Origin of the sequence: Candidatus Limnocylindrus sp., from assembly GCF_040397215.1 — a bacterium.
In the GTDB taxonomy this organism is placed as follows: Bacteria; Chloroflexota; Limnocylindria; order Limnocylindrales; family Limnocylindraceae; genus Limnocylindrus.
Genome location: NZ_JBBAWK010000001.1, coordinates 121,156 through 144,349, shown reverse-complemented (window position 1 = coordinate 144,349; position 23,194 = coordinate 121,156). Strand labels below are relative to the sequence as shown.

At 62.4% G+C, this 23,194-nt stretch carries 27 protein-coding genes and 1 pseudogene; 23 read left to right on the top strand and 5 right to left on the bottom strand.

What is annotated here, in order from left to right:
• The 3 genes and pseudogenes from AC3LCN_RS00750 to msrB form a co-directional block, all read left to right on the top strand.
• A partial coding sequence (locus AC3LCN_RS00750) for an aryl-sulfate sulfotransferase (RefSeq protein WP_488648181.1) occupies positions 1-1,502 on the top strand: 1,502 nt, incomplete at its 5' end.
• A gap of 24 nt (positions 1,503-1,526) precedes the next feature.
• Positions 1,527-2,036, top strand: a pseudogene (gene msrA, locus AC3LCN_RS00745) (peptide-methionine (S)-S-oxide reductase MsrA); the annotation flags it as partial.
• 21 nt (positions 2,037-2,057) lie between these two features.
• Positions 2,058-2,468 carry a peptide-methionine (R)-S-oxide reductase MsrB gene (gene msrB / locus AC3LCN_RS00740; RefSeq protein WP_488648184.1) on the top strand — a complete coding sequence of 137 codons (411 nt, stop codon included), beginning with the start codon at positions 2,058-2,060 and terminating at the stop codon, positions 2,466-2,468.
• Here the strand turns inward: msrB and AC3LCN_RS00735 are convergent, their stop codons facing one another.
• A complete protein-coding gene (locus AC3LCN_RS00735) occupies positions 2,469-3,275 on the bottom strand; it encodes a polyphosphate kinase 2 family protein (protein WP_488648180.1) in 807 nt (268 codons plus the stop codon).
• Between the two features lie 45 nt (positions 3,276-3,320).
• Here AC3LCN_RS00735 and ychF point away from each other — a divergent pair, with 45 nt between their 5' ends.
• A complete protein-coding gene (gene ychF, locus AC3LCN_RS00730; RefSeq protein ID WP_488648179.1) occupies positions 3,321-4,394 on the top strand; it encodes a redox-regulated ATPase YchF in 1,074 nt (357 codons plus the stop codon).
• 32 nt (positions 4,395-4,426) lie between these two features.
• Here ychF and AC3LCN_RS00725 read toward each other — a convergent pair whose 3' ends face one another.
• Positions 4,427-5,335: a polysaccharide deacetylase family protein gene (locus tag AC3LCN_RS00725; RefSeq protein ID WP_488648178.1), complete on the bottom strand. Its 909-nt coding sequence runs from the start codon at positions 5,333-5,335 to the stop codon at positions 4,427-4,429.
• A gap of 36 nt (positions 5,336-5,371) precedes the next feature.
• Between AC3LCN_RS00725 and AC3LCN_RS00720 the strand changes: the two genes are divergently transcribed.
• The 12 genes from AC3LCN_RS00720 (at position 5,372) to AC3LCN_RS00665 (ending at position 13,907) form a co-directional block, all read left to right on the top strand.
• Entirely contained in the window at positions 5,372-6,331 is a 960-nt protein-coding gene (locus AC3LCN_RS00720) for a hypothetical protein (RefSeq protein WP_488648177.1), read from the top strand.
• Positions 6,328-7,452, top strand: a complete 1,125-nt coding sequence (locus AC3LCN_RS00715) for a proline racemase family protein (RefSeq protein WP_488648176.1) — start codon at positions 6,328-6,330, stop codon at positions 7,450-7,452. Before AC3LCN_RS00720 ends, AC3LCN_RS00715 begins: the two co-directional genes overlap by 4 nt.
• A gap of 3 nt (positions 7,453-7,455) precedes the next feature.
• Entirely contained in the window at positions 7,456-8,394 is a 939-nt protein-coding gene (locus tag AC3LCN_RS00710) for a diacylglycerol/lipid kinase family protein (RefSeq protein WP_488648175.1), read from the top strand.
• 85 nt (positions 8,395-8,479) lie between these two features.
• The gene (gene kamA / locus AC3LCN_RS00705; RefSeq protein WP_488648174.1) at positions 8,480-10,006 is read left to right on the top strand and encodes a lysine 2,3-aminomutase; all 1,527 of its coding nucleotides are present in this window, start codon (positions 8,480-8,482) and stop codon (positions 10,004-10,006) included.
• Positions 10,007-10,108: 102 nt separating this feature from the next.
• Positions 10,109-10,873, top strand: a complete 765-nt coding sequence (locus tag AC3LCN_RS00700) for a hypothetical protein (protein WP_488648173.1) — start codon at positions 10,109-10,111, stop codon at positions 10,871-10,873.
• Positions 10,874-10,916: 43 nt separating this feature from the next.
• Entirely contained in the window at positions 10,917-11,159 is a 243-nt protein-coding gene (locus tag AC3LCN_RS00695) for a hypothetical protein (RefSeq protein ID WP_488648172.1), read from the top strand.
• A gap of 86 nt (positions 11,160-11,245) precedes the next feature.
• Positions 11,246-11,659: a hypothetical protein gene (locus tag AC3LCN_RS00690; protein WP_488648171.1), complete on the top strand. Its 414-nt coding sequence runs from the start codon at positions 11,246-11,248 to the stop codon at positions 11,657-11,659.
• A gap of 5 nt (positions 11,660-11,664) precedes the next feature.
• Positions 11,665-12,177, top strand: coding sequence for a hypothetical protein (locus AC3LCN_RS00685; protein WP_488648170.1), 513 nt, complete (start codon positions 11,665-11,667; stop codon positions 12,175-12,177).
• A 38-nt stretch (positions 12,178-12,215) separates the two neighbouring features.
• The gene (locus AC3LCN_RS00680; protein WP_488648169.1) at positions 12,216-12,698 is read left to right on the top strand and encodes a hypothetical protein; all 483 of its coding nucleotides are present in this window, start codon (positions 12,216-12,218) and stop codon (positions 12,696-12,698) included.
• 2 nt (positions 12,699-12,700) lie between these two features.
• A complete protein-coding gene (locus AC3LCN_RS00675) occupies positions 12,701-12,976 on the top strand; it encodes a DUF433 domain-containing protein (protein WP_488648168.1) in 276 nt (91 codons plus the stop codon).
• A complete protein-coding gene (locus tag AC3LCN_RS00670; protein WP_488648167.1) occupies positions 12,973-13,293 on the top strand; it encodes a metal-sulfur cluster assembly factor in 321 nt (106 codons plus the stop codon). Before AC3LCN_RS00675 ends, AC3LCN_RS00670 begins: the two co-directional genes overlap by 4 nt.
• Complete coding sequence (locus AC3LCN_RS00665; RefSeq protein WP_488648166.1) at positions 13,290-13,907, top strand: cob(I)yrinic acid a,c-diamide adenosyltransferase; 618 nt, start codon at positions 13,290-13,292, stop codon at positions 13,905-13,907. Before AC3LCN_RS00670 ends, AC3LCN_RS00665 begins: the two co-directional genes overlap by 4 nt.
• Before the next feature lie 7 nt (positions 13,908-13,914).
• Here the strand turns inward: AC3LCN_RS00665 and AC3LCN_RS00660 are convergent, their stop codons facing one another.
• Positions 13,915-14,937 carry a GNAT family N-acetyltransferase gene (locus tag AC3LCN_RS00660; RefSeq protein ID WP_488648165.1) on the bottom strand — a complete coding sequence of 341 codons (1,023 nt, stop codon included), beginning with the start codon at positions 14,935-14,937 and terminating at the stop codon, positions 13,915-13,917.
• Positions 14,938-14,997: 60 nt separating this feature from the next.
• Here AC3LCN_RS00660 and AC3LCN_RS00655 point away from each other — a divergent pair, with 60 nt between their 5' ends.
• The 7 genes from AC3LCN_RS00655 to AC3LCN_RS00625 all read left to right on the top strand — a co-directional run bounded on the left by AC3LCN_RS00655 (position 14,998) and on the right by AC3LCN_RS00625 (position 20,863).
• On the top strand, positions 14,998-15,489 hold the full coding sequence (locus AC3LCN_RS00655) for an RrF2 family transcriptional regulator (RefSeq protein ID WP_488648164.1): 492 nt from the start codon (positions 14,998-15,000) through the stop codon (positions 15,487-15,489).
• 18 nt (positions 15,490-15,507) lie between these two features.
• Positions 15,508-16,371, top strand: coding sequence for a Fe-S cluster assembly ATPase SufC (gene sufC, locus AC3LCN_RS00650; protein ID WP_488648163.1), 864 nt, complete (start codon positions 15,508-15,510; stop codon positions 16,369-16,371).
• Positions 16,372-16,394: 23 nt separating this feature from the next.
• Positions 16,395-17,651: an aminotransferase class V-fold PLP-dependent enzyme gene (locus AC3LCN_RS00645; protein WP_488648162.1), complete on the top strand. Its 1,257-nt coding sequence runs from the start codon at positions 16,395-16,397 to the stop codon at positions 17,649-17,651.
• A 3-nt stretch (positions 17,652-17,654) separates the two neighbouring features.
• On the top strand, positions 17,655-18,041 hold the full coding sequence (gene sufU / locus AC3LCN_RS00640) for a Fe-S cluster assembly sulfur transfer protein SufU (RefSeq protein WP_488648161.1): 387 nt from the start codon (positions 17,655-17,657) through the stop codon (positions 18,039-18,041).
• 76 nt (positions 18,042-18,117) lie between these two features.
• The gene (locus AC3LCN_RS00635) at positions 18,118-19,053 is read left to right on the top strand and encodes a ribokinase (RefSeq protein ID WP_488648160.1); all 936 of its coding nucleotides are present in this window, start codon (positions 18,118-18,120) and stop codon (positions 19,051-19,053) included.
• Positions 19,053-19,841, top strand: a complete 789-nt coding sequence (locus AC3LCN_RS00630; RefSeq protein WP_488648159.1) for a nucleoside phosphorylase — start codon at positions 19,053-19,055, stop codon at positions 19,839-19,841. The genes AC3LCN_RS00635 and AC3LCN_RS00630 overlap by 1 nt, the downstream gene beginning before the upstream one ends.
• Before the next feature lie 11 nt (positions 19,842-19,852).
• Entirely contained in the window at positions 19,853-20,863 is a 1,011-nt protein-coding gene (locus AC3LCN_RS00625; protein WP_488648158.1) for a nucleoside hydrolase, read from the top strand.
• Here AC3LCN_RS00625 and AC3LCN_RS00620 read toward each other — a convergent pair.
• Entirely contained in the window at positions 20,821-22,044 is a 1,224-nt protein-coding gene (locus AC3LCN_RS00620) for an MFS transporter (RefSeq protein ID WP_488648157.1), read from the bottom strand. The two genes, AC3LCN_RS00625 and AC3LCN_RS00620, sit on opposite strands and share 43 nt — an antisense overlap.
• A gap of 2 nt (positions 22,045-22,046) precedes the next feature.
• Positions 22,047-23,054, bottom strand: a complete 1,008-nt coding sequence (locus AC3LCN_RS00615; protein WP_488648156.1) for a queuosine salvage family protein — start codon at positions 23,052-23,054, stop codon at positions 22,047-22,049.
• Positions 23,055-23,194: the final 140 nt, after the last annotated feature.

The following is a 23,194-nucleotide window of genomic DNA, read 5'->3' as shown; positions in this document are numbered from 1 at the left end:
CCATGCCCGCCAGGACCACACTCGTTGCCCTCATCGCCTCGCTGGCCCTCGCCTTCTCAGCGATTGCGGCGCCAGCAACGGCCGAAGCCGCCGCAGGGCTCACCGTGCGCAGCGCAACGGTTTCGAGCGAATTCGTTGGGCAGGTCGTTCTGCGCGGAGTCCCTTCATCGCTCTTGCAGTACATCACCTTCACCATCGTGCCAAAGCCAGGAAGCACCGCGAAGGCGATTAGCGTCACCTACTCCAAGGCGTATCTCGTGGCGCAGCGCAAGCTCGGATCACGCGTAAAAGAGGCCACGATTCCCGTGTTCGGTCTCTACGCCGACTACAACAACACGGTGCGCATCACCGTAAAGCAGATCTATCGCAAAGCGATCACCACTACCGTGCGACTACAGACCGCGGCATACACCGGCTATTTCAGCGCGGCAACGCGCATTGATGTGACGCCACGTAATGCAGCCATTCCGCTCGACTACAGCTACATGCTGGTGAAGCACTTGCATGACGGTCTCGGCCCAGTGGTTCTCGATATTGACGGCAACATTCGCTGGACCGGTCGACCTGGCATGAATTCGCAAGGTGCATACTTTTGGAACGGGTCAATCTATCTTGATAACGGCGAAGGGTATGGCAGCGGGTCGAAGCTCTTCCGCATGGACATGACTGGAGCGTTGACAGAGGTGGCCGATTACGCCAGCGAAGGCGTCTGGGGCATGCATCACAACTACGACCTCGGCAAAGTCGGCTTGCTGATTGAGCCGAACATTACTGTCGACGGCGCAGTCCACGTCGAGTCCACCATCTTTGAAATCAACGAGTCGGGCACGATTCTTGATCGTTGGAACATTACGCAGATCGTGCGCGCCGCGATGATTGCGGGAAACGATAATCCCTCCGCCTTCGTACGCGATGGCGACGATTGGCTGCACATCAATGCCTCAACCTATTGGGCGTCGACCAATACACTCGTCGTCTCTGGGCGTGAAGATTTTGTGATTGGCATCGGATACACTGATAAGCAGATCAAGTGGATCCTTGGCGACCTGAGCAAGGCCTGGGCAACCTACCCATCACTGATGGCGTATGCGTTGACCATGGCACCTGGCAGCATTGCGCCAATCGGCGAGCATGCCGTCTCCATCACGCCGGACGGCAACCTGATGCTCTTCGATAACGGCTACGGGAGCTTCAACCACTCGCCAGCTGGTGACAATCACACCTACAGCGCGCCGCGCAAGTACTCCATCAACCTCGTGACGAAGACGGCGACCGAGGTGTGGAACTTTAAGCACAACGAATCTATCTTCTCGGCGATCTGCTCAAGTGTGTACCAGCAGGGGAGCAGCTACCTCATCGACTACGCGCACGGTAACGATGGATATCTTCACCTCGTTGGCGTTGGAACCCAGGATCGAACCGCCTTCGAATACACCTGGGCGGGCCAGTGCTGGGATGGCTGGAACACGCGCATCATTGGTCTTGAGGCCCTGCGCTACTAGTTTCGGTCGTGGCACACTATGCCCATGATTGAGACCGCCTACTTCGCCACCGGCTGCTTCTGGGGTGCCGACCGCCGCTTCTGGCAGATGCCCGGCGTTACCGAAACCGCCGTGGGCTACATGGGCGGCCACGCCGAGGCACCCACCTACGAGCAGGTCTGCACGGGCTCAACTGGTCACACCGAGATGGTGAAGGTGGTCTTCGACAACCAGAAGATCTCCTACCGCCGCCTCCTCGAGGAGTTCCTCACGATGCACGATCCCACCTCGCTGAACCGCCAGGGGGGCGACATCGGCTCGCAGTACCGCAGCGCCGTGTACTTCACGAACGACAACCAGCGCGAGGCGATTGAATCTGGGTTCAAGCTCTACGGGGCGGCACTCGCCGCCGCCGGGAACGGCCCGATCGTGAGCGAGGTCCTCTCCGCTGACGGCATCACCTTCTGGGAGGCCGAGGAGTACCACCAGCGCTACCTCGAGAAGAACCCGAAGGGGTACGACTGCCACAGCCAGACCGGGGTCGCCTTCCCATCGGACGCCTGGTCCGAGATCAAGGTGAGCGGCGCATACCCGATTGAGATTGATGAGGTCGCCCTTCGTGCCCGCCTTGACCAGCTCTCGTTCGAGGTGCTGCGCCGCGCCGCGACCGAGGCGCCGAACGTGGGCGAGTACACCGACACCGAGACGGTGGGCGTGTACAAGTGCAAGGCGTGCGGCAACGAGCTCTTCCGCAGCGAGAACAAGTTCCACTCCGGCTGTGGCTGGCCGTCGTTCTACGCGCCAACTTCTAGTGATGCTGTTGAACTGATTGAAGACCGCTCACTCGCCCCGCGCATTCGCACCGAGGTGCGTTGCGCCAAGTGCGGCTCACACATGGGCCACGTCTTTGAAGGCGAAGGGTACGACGTACCCACCGACCAGCGCTGGTGCATCAACTCCGTTTCGCTGGTGCTTGAGCCGAAGTAACTAGTCGGGGATTACGATCGAGTCGAGTCCGCTCGCTGGCTTCGGGAACTGCATGTTGAGCTCCTTGAGGGTGTCAACGATGATCTGTGAGATCACCAAGTCGCGATACCACTTCTTATCGGCAGGAACCACGTACCACGGCGCATCATCGGTGCTGGTACGCTCAATCGCCTCTTCGTACGCCTCCATGTAGTCGCTCCAGTGTTCGCGCTCGGCAATGTCGCCAACCGCAAACTTCCAGAGCTTCTCCTTATCGTCAAGACGTGCCTGTAGCCGCAGTTTCTGCTCGGCCTTAGAGATATGCAAGAAGAATTTCAGGATTGTGGTCCCCTCATCGGCAAGTGCCTGTTCCATGTCAGCAATGTGTTTGAACCGGCGCTTCCACACTTTCTTCGGCGCGATCTCGTGCACTCGCTCCACCAGCACACTCTCGTAGTGCGAGCGGTTGAAGATGACAATCTCACCGCGCTTCGGTAGTTGCGCGAAGTAGCGCCACAGATAGTTGTGTGAAAGCTCAAGGGTGCTTGGCTGCTTGAAGCTGGCCACGCGTACGCCCATCGGGTTCACGCCATCAAACACGTGTCGAATCACGCCATCTTTGCCGCCAGTGTCCATCGCCTGCAACACCACGAGCACGCGGCGCTTCCCTTCGGCGTAGAGGAGTTCTTGCAACTCTTCAAACTCTTTGTTCAGTTCGAGTGCGCGCGCCTCGCCCGCCTCGCGATCCTTCGACCAGTCAGGGGTGCCGGCTGTGTCGATCTTGTGGAGCTTCGGCTCCTTGCCAGGCTTGATGCGATGTGTGCTCATGTTCGCATCCTACCCCCTCGGAAGGTCGCCCCTATACTGCGTCGCATGGCATTGACGATTGGCATTGTGGGACTCCCGAACGTCGGTAAGTCGACGCTCTTCAACGCCCTTACCAAGAACAACGTACTGGCCGCGAACTACCCGTTCGCCACCATCGAGCCGAACGTTGGGGTGGTGAACCTGCCCGACCCACGCCTCACCAAGCTCGCCGAGATCTTCGGCTCCGAGAAGATCCTTGCCGCCCCCGTATCGTTTGTTGACATTGCCGGCATCGTGCGCGGCGCCTCAACAGGGGAGGGGCTCGGCAACAAGTTCCTCTCGCATATCCGCGAGGCCGATGCGATCGCCCAGGTGGTGCGCGCCTTCGCCGACGAAGACATCATTCACGTCGACGGCAAGGTTGACGCCAAGAGCGACATCGGCACGATCAACACCGAGCTGATCTTTGCCGACCTCGAGACCCTCGAGAAGTCACGCTCCCGCTACGAGAAGGAGGTGAAAGGGAAGAAGCTCGACGCCGAGGTGCTCGACGTCGTTGACGCGGCCATCGCCGCCCTCAACCGCGGCGAACCACTCTCCTCAACCAAGGTTGACCTCACCCTCATTAAGGAGCTCGGCCTCCTCACCGCCAAGCCGATCATCTACGTCTTCAATGTCGACGAGGCGATTCTTGTGAGCGCCGCGCGTCGCGCCGAACTCGCTGCGCTCGTCGCGCCGGCCGAGGCGGTTTTCCTCGACGCCAAGGTCGAATCCGAACTCGTGGACCTCACCCCCGCCGAGGCTGCAGAGCTCCTCGCCTCAATGGGCCAGACCGAGTCGGGCCTCGACCAGTTGGCGCGCATCGGCTTCAAGAATCTCGGTCTGCAGACCTACCTCACCGCCGGTCCGAAAGAGGCACGCGCCTGGACGATTCACCAGGGGTGGACCGCACCACAGGCTGCGGGCGTGATTCACACCGACTTCCAGCGCGGTTTCATCAAGGCTGAAATTGTCTCGTTCGACGATCTCGTCAGCAACGGCTCGATGGTTGCCGCCAAGGCTGCCGGCAAGGTGCGCATGGAGGGCAAGGAGTACGTCATGCGCGATGGTGACGTTGTGGAGTTCAGATTTAACGTTTAACGCTTACGCACTACCGTTCCCTTTGATAACGCTTAGCGGCAGGTGATGCCGTTCGCCTGGGCAAACGTGTAGGTGGTGTTCAGTGGATCAATTGGTGTCGGTAGGCTTGTTGTAACACGTGGGTCGCGAGCCCTCTTTGCAGGTGCATTGACTGCCGCTGCCGCTGCCGTCCAATCAATTCGGTTCGGTGTGCCCGTCTCTAATTCAGGGATGGTTACGAACTGGAAGCCACGATCGGCGTAGTTCGTGATGACCGCTCCAAGGAGTTTTACCGTTTGTGCGGTAAACGGATTCACGTGACCGAGCACGATGACTTTTGTGCCCCCAGACGTTTGACTCCACCACGAAGAGCCGGCGGCATATGTTCGTGTTGCATTGAAGAACCCTGCAGCCGTGCGGCTGCGAGGCTTCCCGTTCTTGCAGATTGCTGCAGTGTCGGCGAACGTGTTCGTCCACATTGAGAGGCTAAGGCCGAGCGATGATGCGTAGCTTCGAACACCGTTGTTCCACGCGCCGCCAGGTGGTCGCCAGTACGCGACATATTTGATCCCCAACCCCTTTGCGATGTCCACCCATCCCTTCAGTTCAATCCGCAGGCGCGATGAACTGATGCTTACGCATCGTTTCAGGGTCTTGCTCCAGTTGCACAGGGCGTTGTGGTTGACCGTGTGGTTGGCGATTGGAATCCCTGCGTCACCGATTGCCTTCCAGAGATTTGGGAACTTGCGGAGTGATCGGCCGGTGGGGAAGAAGGTGATCGGCGTCTGCGTGGCGACGGCGATGGCGAGTGCTTGGCGAATGTGCAGCTCGCTGTCCCCATCGTCGAAGGTGAGGGCGACCTGCTTGACCGAGGTGCCCGAGGCGCTTGCGGGTGCAAGCAGCGCGGCGACCAGCGCAGCCACCATGAAGAGCGGTCGAAGGGTGCGCATACGGGACTTCATCGTCGAAGCGTAGCACCGGGGGATACACTGCCGCACATGCCTACCGCCCCAATTCGCTACCTAACCGAAGCAGATGTGCTCGCGCTGCTCCCCTCTATAGAGGTGCAGATCAGCCTGGTCGAAGGGGCCCTGCGCGCCGTGGCAACTGGCACCGCCCATCAGCCACCGAAGGTGCCACTCAACCTCGGCGCTGGTGCCCCCTTTGCTCACGCCATGCCCGCCGCCATCGATCTTGCCGCCGGCCGAGTTGCTGGCGCGAAGTGGATCAGCGGGGGAGGCGCCGCGGGAATCGGCGGGGTGGTGCTCGTGGAGCGACCGAAGGCGGGTGGCCTGCGCGGCATCGTTGCCGCTAGCGAGCTCACCGCCGCACGAACGGCCGCCGTCTCGGGGGCTGGCTTGCGCATTGCCCCACCAAGCACGGCCGCCGCGTCAGATGGCGCCCCATATAAGGGGGCAATCATTGGTGGTGGGCTGCAGGCGGCTACGCACCGTGCCGTGCTCGCCGCGCTCCACCCCGCTATCACCGTTGCCTTCTACTCGCGCCGCGCAGTTGCCGAACTCCCGTTGCGCGCCGGTGATCGCGTCGCCGAATCGGTGAACGATGCCATCCGCGGCGCCGACATTATCGTTACCGCGGCGGCGTTCAACACCCCGCCACGACCAATTGACGTGAAGTTGATTGAGCCTGGCGCAACCCTGCTCGTGATCGATTACGCCGCAACAATCAGCGCCGGTGTCGTGGCGGCACTCAGTGATCGTGGTCCGATTCGCGTGATCACCGACAGCGCTGCGCAGTACGACGACACACGCCGCACCCCAAAGCTGAGCGGGTGGCCCGCCGCCGACGCGCAGATCGGCGACACGCGCATCGAGAGCGCAGGCCGTGTGACCACACTGGTGAACCACCTCGGCATCTCCGCCTGCGATCTGGCGTACGCCGAACTGCTTCTGGATCTTGCCGAGAAGCAGAACGTCGGAACGCTGCTCGCGCGATGAGTCGCTCGATACCGCGCCTGCGCATCGATGCCCCACCCGCCGCATCGGGTGCCGCCGTTGAGGTGCTCGACTATCACACGGCTGGAGAACCCTTCCGCATCATCGTGCGCGGCTACCCAGAACTTGCTGGCAACACCATTCTTGAACGACGTCGCTCTGCACTGCAGCAGCACGATCATCTGCGTAAGATGCTGATGTGGGAGCCGCGTGGCCATGCCGATATGTATGGCGGCATCCTCGTGCCGCCAGATCACGACGAGGCGCAGGTCGGCGTGCTCTTCATGCACAACGAGGGCTACTCCACGATGTGCGGCCACGGCACCATTGCGCTAGCTACCGCACTCGTCGAGAGCGGTGCGATTGCGGCAACGGGAATTGCAACACCGATCGGCATTGATGCGCCGTGCGGCCTGGTACGTGCCGTTGCACATGTGCAGGAGAGCGAGCTTGCTGCGGCGCGTGCAGCGAGTCGAACACCACGCGTGCACGAGGTGACCTTCGAGAATGTGCCATCGTTCGCCGCAGCACTCAACGTTGCGATTGACGTTCCTGGCTACGGATCGCTCACCGTTGATGTTGGCTATGGTGGCGCCTTCTATGCACTCATTGATGCTTCACAGCTCGGCATTGAGATGCGCGCCGAAAATGCAGCGGCACTCTCTGCTGCAGGGCGCGCGATCACCAACGCCGGTCGCGCCGTTCTGCGCAGTGGTGGCGCGCTTGCAACAGCACTCGGCGTTGCGCACCCTGAAGAAGTCGACCTCTCGTTCTTGTACGGCACCATCATTTCGGGCCCACCCGAAGATCATGCCCATCACTCACGCAATCTCTGCCTCTTCGCCGAGGGTGAGGTGGATCGCTCGCCAACGGGTTCAGGTGTTTCGGCACGACTCGCCGTACTGCACGCACGCGGTTTGGTGCAAACTGGCGAAGAGATTGCGATTGAGTCGATCCTCGGGCGTGAGTCGGTCTTCCGTGGCCGTGTGGTGCGTACCGAAGCGTGGGCGGGCCGCAACGCGGTGATTCCAGAGGTGCGCGGCAGTGCGCACATGATCGGGAGTGCGCGCTTCGTTCTCGACGAGAACGATCCGATCGGTCGCGGCTTCTTGGTGGCGAGGTAGCGCGTGGGCGCCGATCGTACGCTGCTTGTGGTGAACCCTGCTGCCGGCGCAGGCCGCGCCGGTCGCGTACTTTCACGTGTGCTCGAAGAACTCAAGCCGTGGGGTGAGTTTGAGATTTCGGTCACACGCGCGGGCGAGGATCGCCCTGCGCAGCGCATCGTGCGCGAAGCGGTGGCGAACGGCGTGACGCGCATCGCCGTGCTTGGTGGTGATGGCACCGCGAGCCAGGCGCTCAACGGCCTGCGCCAACCTGACGGCAGCATTGCACCGGTGCAGTTGGGGTTGATCCCCGCAGGTACCGGTCGCGACTTTGCGCGCACGATCGGCATCTCGCGCAAGCCGGTGGAGGCTGCCCGCCACCTGGCACGTGGTGCCACCCCGCGCATTTTTGATATTGGCCAGATTGAGCTCAGCGACGGGAGCGTGCGCCTCTTCCTGAACATCGCCTCATTCGGCGTCACGGCCCGCATCGCCCACGCGCTCGAGGAGTACCCACAGATCAAGCGCCATGCTGGCGCGCTTGCTTTCGGACTCGCGACCGTGCGCGCCGGTCTGAAGTACGCGCCCGATCTGGTAGAGGCACGCGTCGACACGCATGCGCCGGAGAGCGGCCCAGTTGCCGCGATGGCGATCGCTAACGGCGCCTGGTTTGGCGGCGGCATGCATGTGGCGCCAACCGCCCGCATCGACGATGGCCGCTTTGAGGTGGTGCGCTTCGGCGACATCGCCCGCAGCGACTTCGTGGTCAGCCTGCCGCTCCTCTACAAAGGCACCCACTACGCGCACCCGAAGGTGACCGTCTCCCAGGGGGCCGACGTCTTCGCCGCACCGGCGGGCGGCCCCGAGGCCCGCGCCGTCGAGATCGAGGCCGACGGCGAGATCGTGGGGCGCCTCCCCGCACGTTTTACCGTGCTCCCTGCGGCGGTCACGCTCCTTACCTAGCGGGGGCTACCCAGACGGCTATCCAGCGTGCATACTCCCTATCCAGCCCCCCATGGGGCACCCGCCCGGGAGTAGGAGGCACGGCATGGACGCAACGGAGATTCTGAAGAGCAACGCTATCGCGGTTGCCGCCGCCGATGCCGCCTGGGTGAATCCGCGCGATCCGGCCAAGGCCGTTGGCGCCGATGGTCAGCCACTCCGCAGCCGCCGCGCCCCAAAGTGGGCCAATGTGCCGAACGAGCAGTGGGATGACTGGCGCTGGCAGCTCAGCAACCGCGTCAACTCGCTCGAAGAGATTGGCGAGATCCTCGAACTCACCGACGACGAGCGCGAAGGCCTCTCCGCGGACGGTAAGTTCCGCGTCGACATCACCCCGTACTTCATTAGCCTGATCGACCCGAAGGATCCAAACGATCCAATCCGACGCCAGGTGATTCCGGTCGGCTCTGAGCAGCAGGCCTTCACCGCCATGATGGAAGACTCGCTCGGCGAAGATCGTCACTCCCCAGTGCCAGGCCTGGTGCACCGCTACCCCGACCGCGTGCTGATGCTCGTCACCACGCAGTGCGCCTCGTACTGCCGCTACTGCACGCGTTCGCGCATCGTCGGCGACCCAACGCAGAACTTCAACAGCAAGGATCACGAGGCGCAGCTCGACTACCTGCGCCGCACCCCACAGGTGCGCGACGTACTCATTAGCGGTGGTGACGGGCTCACCCTGGCACCGAAGCTCTTTGAGAAGATCCTGCGCGGCCTGCGCGACATTCCGCACATCGAGATCATTCGCATCGGCTCGCGCGTGCCAGTCTTCATGCCGCAGCGCGTCGATGACGAGCTCTGCGAGATGCTCGCCAAGTACCACCCACTCTGGATGAACCTGCACTTCAATCACGCGCAGGAGATCACCCCAGAAGTGTCGCGCGCCGTTGACAAGCTCACGCGCGCCGGCATCCCGGTTGGCAATCAGTCGGTGTTGCTCGCGGGCGTCAACGACTGCGTGCACATCATGCGCAAGCTGGTGCACAAGCTCGTCGAGAATCGCATCCGCCCGTACTACATCTATCAGTGCGACCTCGTTGAAGGCTCAGGCCACTTCCGTACACCTGTGGGCAAGGGGCTCGAGATCATCGAAGGTCTGCGCGGCCACACCAGCGGCTACGCCGTGCCAACCTACGTGATCGACTCACCAGGTGGTGGCGGCAAGATTCCAGTGATGCCGAACTACCTGATCTCGTATAGCGACCACAAGGTGGTGCTGCGCAACTACGAGGGGTACATCAGCACCTACGAAGAGCCTGAGCACTACACGCGACATGACGCCACCAAGTGCGTCGATTGCCGCAGCTCACGTCCTGAGCCAGGACAAGAGGGGATCTTCGGTCTGCTCGCCGGCCATGAGATGTGGATCGAGCCGAAGGGCCACGCCGAGATGCATAGCCGCGGCAACACAGAGGCGCATCGCCTGCAGGATCCGTCGAAGTGGCAGCCACTCGGCATCGGCGGCGCCGTTGAGGGCACAGCACGTGAGCCGCTCGAGGTGCTCCCAGCCGGCACCATCGCACGTCCGAAAGAGGGCGAGCCGAGCGCCGCGGCGCATGGGGAGCTGCTCTAAGCGTCTGAACTCCGCCGTTAGAATTCTGGTAGCCTCTCGCGTAGCGTGAACACTTGGGTCCGCCGGACTCAAGTCAATTTGCCCGCACGTAGGACTATTCCAATGAGAGGTAACGCATTGCGTCGCGGCGTTGTTACAGCCGCCATCTCACTGTCACTTGTGCTCACCGCACGAATCGCCCCAACATATGCCGTTGGTGGCGGAAGTGATTCAACGGACCGATTCTTGCTCGGAACCCACGTCAACGTCGGGATTCAGCAGAACGGTGCATTTGGTAGCGTTGGAAACGCCCCCGCGGGCTCCCACACCCGATCCGATCAAAGTGGGCACAACACCTGGTCAGCCGCTGGTGATGACGTGCTCGGGTTCACCTACGACAACGGTGATGGTTGGGGAACAGGCGCCGACATCGGTGACTTCTTCAAGCCTGGCAGCCCATATGAGGGTTTCTCTCTGGCAGTCGGCGCCAATTCGGGCGGCAACAGCGGGGGCGGCGACTCTGACCTCGGACTCGGCACGTGGAGTGTGTGTTCAGGCGTCTGCGAAACCTGGACGATGGATTCTGCATTCAACGGGCTGGGACTAGTACAGGTGTATTCGATTGTGGATGATGTCGTGCTGAAGATGCACGTCACGGTATCAAACACAACTGGTGCTGCTATTGATGATATTTACTATGGCCGTTGCGTAGACCCTGATAACGTGAAGGCTGCGGGCGGTGCGTACGACACCGCAAATAACGTCACAAAAACAATTGCCGACGACGGAATTGCCGTTGTGCAGGCAACTGCTTCGTACGATTCTGTCGACACGGCGCTACTGATGTTTAGCAGCGACACAAACGCGCGCGCATGTGGGTTGCGATAGGGGTACCCCTAACAACAATTGGGACGGAACTAACGCCAATATTGTGAAGGGCGACCCGGTCTTAAACGACACTGATATTGGGGTAGCAGTAAAAATCGGCACACTTGCAGCTGGTGCAAGCTATACCTTTGATGTGAGCTACGGCATGACACTGACGGCAGCGGCACCGCCGCCACTCCCGCCAACGAATACGGCCTGGTCGCCAATGAGCGCGATGCTCGCGTTCGCGGCGGCACTGTTCGCAGTTGCAGGTCTGGCGTTTTCGAAGAAGGAGCGTCGCGCGTAAGCGTCCGCTTCTAAAGAAACGACAAGAGGCGGCCCCCGCTGGTGCGGGGGTCGTCTCTTTTTATGGGTGGTGCGATACTGTCGGTCATGAGCAAACCTGACAACGCCACCCTTCCGCTTCCTTGGCCTCCGGTGATCGCTGAGGCACGTTCGCCGTTCACGGCGGTGCGCGTGGCAACGCTGATGCTGGCGCGGAGCCGCGGCACTCGCGAGCGACTCGCCGACATTGCCGACGCGCTCAATGCGGTGCACCTCGATTGGCTCTTTGAGCGCAGGGTTGTGGCCGACGAGCTGCTGCAGCTGCAGGCGAACTGGTTTAGCGACTTCCGCACCACGACCGGCTTCATCGTGGAAGATGGCGACCAGGGCGCTGTGGTGACGCTCGAAGATTCTTCGCGCATGACCGGCTGGCTGGAGCGCCAGGTGGCCAAGGCGCACGACGCCTGTCGCGCCGAGCTGAGCGCCTTTGCCAAGAGCGACCGCGCCACGGGCGACCACTAGCGCGCATGAAGCGCGACGATCTTGTTCGGCAGACGCAAGACCTGATCGATCAGGGCGATCGCATTGCGCGTGCCCCGTCGCGAGCGGCGCTGAACACCTGGCTCGCCGCGAGCGACGCACTGCTGGCGTCGGCGTGGGGGCAGATGGATCGCTACCACCAGGCGTGGCTCGACGTGGGGCGCATCGCGCAGCCCCTGCGCGGCCGCCAGATCAGCGAGGGTGAGGAGGGCGACGAGGTGCGCGCCGTGGTCGCCGCCAAGGGTGCCGTGCTGCGCGCCTCACTCGACGCGGTGGAGCGACTCGGCATGCCCTTCCTTGGCGAAACGAAGGGGCGTGCGCGCGACCAGAAGGAGGGGCTGCCCGATCATCTCTTTGAGGCGCCGCACGGCTTAGCTGGCGGCACCGGTGCGCTGCAGGCGGCAATCGATGCCGCGCGCAAGGCGGCGAGCGAGCATGAAGATCACGCCCTGAATCGCACACGAACGCCCGTGAAGGGCGAGGGCGACGACATCTGGTAGCGGGCTCTCTTGCGGGGCGCGATGGTACCCTTAGGCACATGAGTCACCCACTGCACGGCGTCCGCCCCCTCGACCGTACCGCCGGGTTCCCGAGCGTTGTTGCGCCACTCACCGCCCAGTGGGAGCAGCTCGCTGGCCGCGCCATCGTGGCCGCCGTTGAGCGCAATCCTGAACTCCGCGACCGCGTGGGCGACATCGGCCTGCGCCACCTCATGCGCGATGCCCAGGTGGTGCTCGAGAAGCTCGCCGAGAGCGTTGCCTCTGGCAGCATCACCCCGCTGAAGAGCTTCACCGAACATGGCACCCCAACCTGGCGCCGCCGCCGCATCTCCATGGATGACGTCACCGATCTCTATGAAGGCCTACGAGTGGCCGTACCAAACGTGCTCGCTGGCGAGGCCGCTGCGTTCGCCGATCGCGCACTCCTCGAAGGGATCGCTGTACTAAAGTGGCACCGTCGCCTTGGTGGCGACACGCGCAAGCGCAACCGCATCCTCGCGGCCATCTACAAGGGGGCGTAAGCATGACCCTCAAGTGGGTGCACACCGATCCGCTCGTCATGAATGGCGAGCCATTCTTGTACGGCACGCGCCTCACCGTGCGGCGACTGCTTGAGCTCCGCGCATCGGGGTTTGACGGCGCACAGCTGTTGAAAGAGATGCCCGAGCTGCGCATCGTTGGCATCGCACGCGCCTATGAATTCGCCGTGGCGAACCGCGAACACTATGAAGTGTTCTTTGATAGCGATGGCACGCTGCTGGGCCCAGAGCTCACATCAGAGGAGGCGAGCCTCGTATGACCGAAGAGACTCTCGCCGCAATCACCCCGTTTGATGCGCAGAAGCGTGCCACCGAACTCGCAATCCTCGACGCGCTGCGTTCTGTTGTTGATCCCGAGATCGGCATGAATGTCGTCGAACTCGCACTCATTCGCCAGGTGCTGGTGGGCGAGACCGAATCCGAAGTGAAGATGATCCTCACCACGCCGTTCTGCCCATACGCAGGCTCGATGCTTGCGCAGGTGAAAGAGGCGGCGGAATCGGTGCTCGAGCATCCGGTGAAGGTCACACTCCTCGCCGAGCGCTGGGATCCGAAGGATGCGGGTCTCGCCTGGTGAGCGACGAGCTGAAGCTGCCAGCAAGCAAGGTCGCCACCGGTAAGGGTGACACTGGCACCACAGGCCTCCTCTTCGGCGGCGATCGAATCTCAAAAGACGATGTGCGCACCGAGGCGTACGGCACCATCGACGAAGCCACCGCCGCACTCGGCATGGCCCGCGCCGAACTGATCGGCCTTACCGGCGAGGGGATCGCCGAGCTCGACGAAACCATTCTCTCCATTCAGCGCGACCTCTTTGTGATTGGCGCCGAACTCGCAACGAACCCAGACGCATGGAACCGCCTCGAAGAGGGGCGCACCAAGGTTTCACCAAAGATGTTGGCGCGCATCAACACGCTGCTTGCCGCCACCGAAGCGGTGATTGAATTCCCGAAAGACTTCGTAATCCCAGGTTCGAGTAAGGCCTCGTCGGCCATTGAGCTCGCGCGCACGATCATTCGCCGTGCGGAGCGCTGGTGCGTCACCCTCGGCCGCGAAGGGCTACTCCCTGGCGAGCACCTGTTGGCGTATTTGAACCGCCTCGCCGATCTCTTGTGGCTGCTCGCGCGTCAGGCGGAGAAGCTCGAAGCTTCGGCAACGCGATCCGTTTCACAGACGCCCGTTCGCGACTAACGAACCCCTAGGAGAACTCCGCGTCTCCAAGGATGTAGCGCACGGCGCCAGAGTGGTGCTTGTATCCAACGCTCTCATAGAGTTTGTTCGCGCCAGTTAACGACTCGGCATCAACCCCAATCATCGACCCTTCGTAGCCGTCGGCCTGCGCACGAATCAGATGCCGCTCAAGCAGTAGCCGTGCAAGGCCGCGGTTGCGATGCTCGCGATGCACGCCGAGGTTGTTCACCCAGAGCACGTGGCCAACGGTGTTGCTGTCTTGTGGGAATGCGCCCGTAAGCTGATAGGCGACAAGTTCGCCGTTCACATCGGTGATCACCTCACTGAGCGCCGGTCGCGCTGATTCGGCGGCCAGGTACTCCTGCCACTCGATGGGTGTCATCGATGAGCTCCCCCAGTGATCGGCAAAACAGTGATTCTTCAGCACCCGAAGCGCCTCTAGATCAACCCCGGCTATCGCCAGCGACTGGTAGCCAGAAGGGATTGGCGCGTTGCTGAGCTTGCTACTGGTGGGTCGATTGGCAAAACGCAGCAGCATCTCCGAGTAGTAGCGAATGGGTCGCATGCCGGCGGCCACATAGAGTCGCTGCGCACGCTCGTCGGGCTCAACGCAGTGCGCCTGAATCGTTGCGCCAGGAAACGGCGCGAGCAGCTCTCGGGCACGATCCCTTGACCATGCAAGAAGGTGGCGACCAAGTCCTATGCCCTGAAAGAGCGGGTGCACGCCGCCGAAGAGGTAGGCGCGCGGCTTCTCGGCGTCGGTCGCGCCGACCGCCCAACCCCATCCCGCAATTGCGCCGGTGGGAGCGCGGACGACGATGGCGTTGTTGTGAGCGTCGATGCCAGAGGCAGTGAGGTCTTCGAGCATGTCGCCCTCGCTGTACAGCAGCGGGTAGCCGACCGCGTGGTAGTTCTCGTTGGTGAGGGTGGTCAGCGCTGCAACATCACGTTCAACGTCGCAGGGGAGCGCCGTGAATCCTGCAGGGAGGGCGTTCGAGAGGGCGATCGCTCGTTCGTCGCTTCGGCTCATGGAGATAGGGTAGTATCAATTCCGACAAAATGCGTCAGAAATCCCCCTTCAGGAGGAGCATTGAACGAACTCCAGGATCCCGCTCAGCGCGACCTTCACGGCAGCGGCGCCGTCACATTCAGCATGCGCAGTGAGTACGGGGTGCGCTTCATGGTCGCCCTCACCCGCATGGATCACGGCGAGCCTGTCTCGCTGACCGATATCGCCGATCAGGAAGACCTGCCACGCGCGTACTTGGAGCAGATCATTGGTGGCCTGCGCGATGCGGGCCTCATCGATAGCCAGCGTGGGGCACATGGCGGCTACCGCCTCGCCCGACCGGCGAGCGAGGTGCGCATGGGTGAGGTCGTAAGGGCGCTTGAGGGCCCCATCGTGCCGATGGCCTGCCTGGCCGCAGCTGGGAGCCCCTGCAATCGCGCCGACAACTGCACCGTGAGCCAGCTCTGGAGCCGCGTACGCGACTCGGTCAACGAGGCGCTCGACTCCTTCACCCTCGCCGACTTGGCGAAGCCCGGCTCGCCGGTCGCCCTGAGTAGTTCAACCAAACACTGAGAGAGAGAGGAGAGGCACATGAGTGAGAACGCGTATCTGGTCATCAAGGACCTCGTCGTCGCACCTTCGAGCGATCTGAGCAAGCACATCCTTCAGGGGATCTCGCTGACGGTGAAACCGGGCGAAGTGCACGCGATCATGGGGCCGAACGGCTCCGGCAAAACGACCCTCAGCTACGCGCTAGTGGGACACCCGAGCTACAAAATCGTCTCTGGCACTGTCCTCTGGAAGGGTGAGAACCTGCTCGACTACAGCGCCGACCAACGCGCGCGACTCGGCCTCTTCTTGGCCTTCCAGTATCCAACCTCGATTCCTGGTCTCTCCGTTGCGAGCTTCTTGCGCACCGCAATGAATGCGCGTCGCTCCGGCTTGGTACGCGATCCTGAGTTCGATCCGTCGGACCCAGTGAAGGGCGGCATGACGATGGGCGAGTTCCGAAAGCTCGTCAAAGAGAAGCTCACGCAACTGAAGATGGACGAGGCATTTATGACGCGCTACGTGAATGATGGGTTCTCGGGCGGCGAGAAGAAGCGCCTTGAGATGTTGCAGATGGCTCTGCTGAAGCCAGAGATGGCGATCCTCGACGAGACCGACTCTGGCCTTGACATCGATGCGCTGCGCATTGTTGCCGAAGGAGTGAACACGATGCTCTCGCCAGAGCTCGGGGTATTGGTAATTACGCACTATCAGCGACTGCTCGATTACTTGAAGCCACAGTTCGTGCACGTGCTCGCGCGCGGCCGCATCGTCGTTTCAGGTGGACCAGATCTGGCGCACCGGCTAGAGAGCGAAGGGTACGCGCCGATCCTTGCCGAGAACGGCATCAGCCCTACGGCAGAAGAGGCGGCAACGCCGACAGCTGCACCAGCGCCGTCGGCGTAACGCGGCGGGTGTAGGCTCGCAAAATGAGCATGTGGCATAACGCTGACGGCGCGCTAGACCCAGTAAAGGTACGCGCCGAATATCCAATCTTTAAGACGCAACCTGGCGGTCGGCCACTGCACTATCTTGACAGCGCCGCGACAGGGCAGCGCCCTCAGCGCGTTGTTGATGCACTTTCAAAGTACCTCTTCACCGCGAATGCGAACCCGCACCGCGGCTCGTATGCCCTCGCCCAGATGGCGACCGACGGGTACGAAGGGGCCCGCGCGCGCATCGCTACGTATTTGAACGTGCCAGCGAGCGAGCTGGTGCTGCTCGGCAGCGCCACAGAAGCGCTCAATCTTGTCGCGCTTTCGTGGGGCAAAGCAAACCTGCGCCGCGGCGACGTGGTGCTCGTCACTGAGGCAGAGCATCACGCAAATCTCATCCCGTGGCAGCAGATCACACGCGAGATGGATGCTGACCTTGAATTCATCCCCGTTGACGACGTAACCGGCGAGATCCTCTGGGATCGCCTCGACTCGCTCATGAAGTTGAAGCCAAAGATGGTCGCTCTTGGGCACGTCTCCAACGTGCTTGGCTCCATTGCACCACTGGCCCAGATTGCCGAAGCGGCGCACGCCGTTGGCGCACTCCTCTGTGTCGACGGCTGCCAGGCGGTCGCGAACATGCCCGTCTCGATTCCCGCCACTGGCGCCGACTTCTACGCCTTTAGTGCACACAAGATGGGCGGCCTCTTCGCTGGCGGCGGCCTCTGGGCGCGTGCCGACCTCCTTTCCGAGATGGCGCCGATTGAAACCGGTGGCGACATGATCCACAGCGTGCGCCTGCGCGACGCCGACTTTGCGACGGGCACCCAGCGATTTGAGGCGGGCACCCCCGACGCGTCGGGTGCCGTAGCCCTCGCCGCCGCCTGTGACCTGCTCGACGAGTTCGGCCGCGACAAGATCCACGCGCACGAGGCGCTCATGATTGAGCGCGTGCTGCGCGAGCTCCCTGAGGTGCTCCCCGACGCTCGAATCCTTGGGCCGCGGGACGCTAGCCAGCGCGCCGGCCTGGTCGCCTTCTCGAGCGATCTCGTGCACGCCCATGACCTTGCTGAGATCCTCGACCGCCGTGGGGTGGCTATTCGAGCCGGCTTCCACTGCGCCCAGCCGCTCCACGAGCAGCTGGAGCTCAGCTCCTCGGCGCGCGTCAGCGTTGCCCCCTTCACCACACACGACGATCTCGACGCCCTGTTCGCTGGCCTGCGCGACGCGCGCAAAGTATTTGAGGGGTAAGTCATGGGTGGTATAGACGATCTCTACAGGGAGCAGATCCTTGAGCACCATCGCCGCCCGCACAACCAGGGAACCCTCGCTGCACCCAGCGTGAGCCTCGAAGGGCGCAATCCAAACTGTGGTGACGTCATAAATCTGCAACTACAACTTGATGACGCGGGCGTGATCACCGATGTGGCCTTCAGCGGCCGTGGCTGCGCCATCTCGCAGGCGGGGACCTCGCTCATTACCGACGAGTTGCGGGGCAAGCGCATCGATGAGATCCTGGCGCTCAGCAGTCCCTTCGTGATGGAGCTCCTTGGGGTAGAGGTTGGCCCCACGCGCATCCACTGCGCGCTGCTTGGGCTTGAGACTGCGCAGAAGGCAATCGAGACGCTGCGCGCTAAGTAACAGGCGGGAACCCAGCCAACCGCCAACCCTGATGGCGGTAGACTCCCCACAGCAAATTACCCAGCACGGAGGCTCTATGAGCAGCGCTCGCATTCTCGTCGTCGGCAGCACCATGATGGACCTGATCTCGTACGCCAAGGTCATCCCCAATGCGGGTGAGACCCTGGTCGGCGATCGCTTCCAGATGGGCTTCGGCGGGAAGGGGGCGAACCAGGCGGTGCAGGCGGCGCGCTTCGGCGCCCCCGTCGCCATGGTCAACGCCGTCGGTGACGACGCGTACGGCGCTTCACATCTCGCGAACTTTGTGCGCGAGGGGATCGACACGCGTTGGATGCGCACCGTTCCAGGCTCTAGTGGCGTGGCGCCGATCTGGGTCGACGCGAATGGGATCAACCGCATCATCATCGTCCCCGGCGCCAACAACGAGACCGACCCAGCCGTCGCCGAGGCGGCCATTCGCGACTTCAAGCCAACCATTGTCGTGGGCCAGTTCGAGATTCCACAAGCAACAACGCTCGCCGCCTTCCGCGCGGCACGTGCTGCGGGGATCACCACCCTGCTCAACCCAGCCCCCGCCGCACCCATCGAACCTGAGCTCCTCGCCCTCTCGGACTGGCTCGCGCCAAACGAGATGGAGTTCACGACCCTCTTCGGCGGTTCGGCGATTGGCGACGGTGCCGACGAGCGCATCCTTGCCGCCGCAGCGAAGAGCGGCGTCAACCTGCTGGTGACCCTCGGTGGCTACGGTGCCGCAATCGCCGAGCGTGGTCAGCCCCTTCAGCGCGTGAGCGCGCCGAAGGTGACCGTGGTCGACACGACCGGGGCGGGCGACTCGTTCCTCGGCGCCTTCTCCTTCGGTCTGGCCAGTGGCCTCACCCCTGTTCGGGCGGCAGAACTTGCCGTAGCCTGCGCCTCAGAGAGCGTGCAGAAGCCAGGCACACAGAGCAGCTACATTTCGAAAGAAGAGGCGGCGAAACTCGCCGCACCAAATCTAGTGAGAGGAACGCGCTGATGGCAGCAACCGAGAGCGACGGCCGCAAGCACCATATTGGTATTCGCAACGGCGAGGTTGGCCGCTACGTGCTGCTCCCAGGCGACCCGGATCGCGTTGAGGTCATCGCCAGCCGCTTTGACAACCCGAAGTTCCTGATGCGCCGCCGCGAATACACCACCTGGACGGGTGAACTCGACGGCGTGCCTGTTGCCTGCACCTCGACCGGCATCGGCTGCCCATCGACGGCGATCGCTGTAGAAGAGCTTGCAGACGTTGGCGTTGACACCTTCATTCGCGTCGGCACCTCGGGCTCCATGCAGCACCACATCAAGCCGGGCTCGGTTGGGATCATTAGCGGCGCCATTCGCGACGAAGGCACCAGTCGCCACTACCTACCGATGGAGTTCCCATCGGTCGCCGATCTCGACATCACACTCGCGTTGCGTGAGGCGGCGAAGGAGAGCGGCTTCCCTTGGTACGTTGGCATCGCACAGTCAAAGGATTCGTTCTACGGCCAGCACAATCCCGAGCGCATGCCGATCGCCGAGGACCTGCAGCGTCGCTGGAAGGCATGGATGGCAGGTGGCGCAATCTGCTCCGAGATGGAGGCGGCAACGCTCTTCATCGTTGCGGCAACGCTGCGCGTGCGCGCAGGCGGCGCAATGTTGATCCTTGGCAATCCAGATCAGCGCCCAATGACCGAGGCAGAGCTTGCCGACTCATCGATTGATCGCGTGATCGATACGTCAATCGCGGGCCTGCGCAAGCTCATTGCGGCGGATCGCGCCGCCGGCCGCATCAAGTAGCGCTCGCGCGCATGCCACAGCAGAAACTCATCCTCGATGTCGACACGGGCATCGATGATGCAATGGCGCTCCTCTACGCACTCGCATCACCCGATGCCGAGCTGCTCGTTGCAACCTGTGCACCAGGGAACGTTAACCTCGAAGCAGTCGTGCGCAACACGCGTGGCGTGCTCGACGTTGCGGGTGCGTCGCACATCGACGTGATCGCCGGCGCTCGTACGCCGCTCGTGAAGGCGCTGGTCACCACACCAGAGACACACGGGCCAACTGGTCTTGGGTACGCCGTTCTCCCTGCGCTATCACGCGCGCTCAGCACCCCCTCCGCCGATGGCACGAACGCCGCTGCCGCGCGCATCGTTGCCGAGGTGCGTCGTCATCCTGGCGCCGTGACGATCATCGGCTGCGCGCCGGCCACCAACATTGCCGCCGCCTTCCGAATTGACGCCGAGCTACCGACGCTCTTACACGACGTGGTGTTGATGACTGGCGCTGTTGCAACTCCAGGGAACACTGGTGCGCGCAGTGAGTGGAACGCCTGGTGTGACCCTGAGGCACTTGACGAGGTGATTCGCGCCTGTGCTGCAGCGGGCCGACCCGCGCTCATCTTGCCACTTGATGCCACAGAGTCGGCACTCATTCGACCGCCGCATTGGGCGGCACTCGTTGCCGCAGCCGGCCGTGTTGGCGCACAGCGCGGCGATGCCACACTCAACCCGGTCTTGCGCCTAATCGACGAGGCGCTGCGCTTCTACGACGAGTTCCACCTGCAGTACGACAAGATCGAGGGGTCACACATTCACGACGCCTTCACCGTGGCGATGGCGCTTGATGCAGGGCTTGCAACCATCATCAGTGCGCCGAGCGCCGTTGAGACGCGTGAGGGGATCACGCAGGGAGACCTTCTCGTGGATGTGCGGGGCCGCACCAACACCCCAGCGAACAGCCGCGTCGCCATAGCCGGCGACGGCGAGGCCTTCCTTCAGCGCTTTGCGGAGCGGGTCGGGCGCTTCTCGGCGCGCTGAGCTCCAAGCAGGATCGGGAGCACCATCAGGAGCACCAGCGGGATCAAAACCAGCCGCGCATCCGAAGCCCCAGCCGCGTCAATCGCTACGCCACCGATTGCCGAACCGGCAGAGATGCCGAACACAACACCACCACCGATGAGGGCAAATGCACCACTTCGAGCAGAACCACCGGCTCGCTCTGCGACCGCCGCATTGATCTGAATAAACATCGGTGCGATGCCGAAGCCCGCGATTGTCGTGACAATCAGGTACGGCACGTAACCGTCAACGAGCGCCGTAGGGATCGTGACAAGTGCGAAGAAGATCGCGGCCACGGCGAATCGCCGCTCCGCCGACCAGCGCCAATCGCTCTTTGCGCCGATGAGAATTGCACCAACGAGGCTTGCTCCAGAGTTCAATCCAAGAGCCAGCGCAATGCCGGTCGCCGCACCAATTGCCGTGCAGTATCCAAGTAGTAACACCTGGCTTGAACCGAGGATCAAACCAATTCCAGCCGCACTCACAATGAGCAGCCCGTTTTCTCGAATCGCCCCAGCCATGCCCGCAGCATCTGGTGCGTGCAGCGCCGGCTCCCACTTTCGCTGCGACAACACGGCAATGAGCCCGATCAGCGATAGGAGCGCGGCGACCGCGATGGGCCCCCAGAGGAGCCCTTGCACAATCAGGAGTGATGCAAGCGGTGGACCGATCAGGAAGTTCACCTCATCGTTCACAGACTCTAGTGCCATGGCACGGAGTCGCAGTGGTCCGCTTTTCACCACAGCGGTCCAACGCGCACGAATGATCGAGCCGATGTTTGGCGTTGCAGCGCCGAAAAGCGCCGATGCTGCAATCAGTAAGACCGCTTCAGGCGCCGCAAGTGCCACGGCAGTGATCGCCGCTGCGGCAACGAGCATCACAGCGGTCGCACGAATTAGTGTTCGTTGATGCCCCTGCTCATCAGCCGATCGACCAATCAGCGTTGCGCCAACCGCGTTTGCAATAGAGAAGGCGCCAGCAGCAGCGCCACCAACGGCGTAGGAGTTCAACGCTCCGCTACCGATTGCAATCAGCCCGATCGGCACCATGGCGACGGGCGCGCGTGCAATCAGCCCACCGAGTGATGTGACGACAGCGCCATCTAGCGAGAGAACATCAGCGAATGGCAGCGAACGTGCGCCGCGTGGCCTCTTCGACACCGTTAGTACATGATCGTTCGCGTTAGATGGTGCGGATAGTGCGTCGCGTGATACGTCTTCCAGAGTCGGTAGTCAACCTCCGGAATCAGCAGCTGCTTATCGGCTGGTCGTCGCGCGTTCACCTCGTCGGTGAGGAGCGCTGTTGCATAGATGCTGTGCGCACGAATCTCAATCTCTTCAAGTGAATCTCGCTGGATCATTTCGCCAGCCATAATCCGCTTCTCCAGTGATGCTTCGTATTGAAAGATTCCCATGGTGCGCAGTGCGACCGGCACGATGTAGTCGGCAAACGCCGTGCACATCTCTGGATCTTTCAGCACTGTGCGACCGAGTGGGGCTAGGCCACGGTGCAAGCCCCACAAGCCAAGCTGCGAGAGCTTCTGAATCTGGATCTTGTGCCCCTTCCAGTCGCTCAAATCGTCGAAGCGTGGGAACTCAGTGACGAGTCGCTCCAACAGCCCATCGCCACCGGCGTACAGGGCGGGCGCACATGAAGCGACCCAGCGGTGCCACTTCCCGTCGTACTTCTCGGTTAGGGCGGCGCCGACCGTATTGAGTGCCACGACTCGCTCATCGAGCATCGGCATCTCGTTGTCGCCACGGAAGAGCTCCTCAAGGTCGCGGCGAGTGACCCCTGCGGCCCACTGGCCGGTGAGGATTGGCTGCCCAGCCAGGATCGCCTTGTGCAGGCAGGCGAACATCGCCTCGCTGTCGGAGTAGCGGACCCCGTTATAGGTGACTTCGAACTTCTTGGAGGTGGCGAAGTCGGTAAAGGCGAAGTTGAGGATGGCGATGAGCATCGTGAGGTCGATGTTCTTGTCGGGGTCGGAGCCGATGTCGAAGGGGCTCTTCGCAGCTGGGGCGGTGGAGCGGAAGTCGGGGAACTCCTCGGCGGCCATCCACGTCGCCACCCGCCGGACCTCCCCCTCGTTTGTTGTAACAAACCCAGAACCCTCAACCACTGGGGTCAGTGAGCTCAGAATCGGGTTCGACCACCACTTCCCTCGCATGAATGCCTCCTCGTGATGGGCCCCCTGGCCCGCGCTCCCCAAGGGGGAGACCATACCCCGAAGCCCACTGCCGCAACCCCTCGGTCGCTGACTCGCCTGACGCATCAGGGGCTTGACAACAGGTTAAGGAAGCATAACGT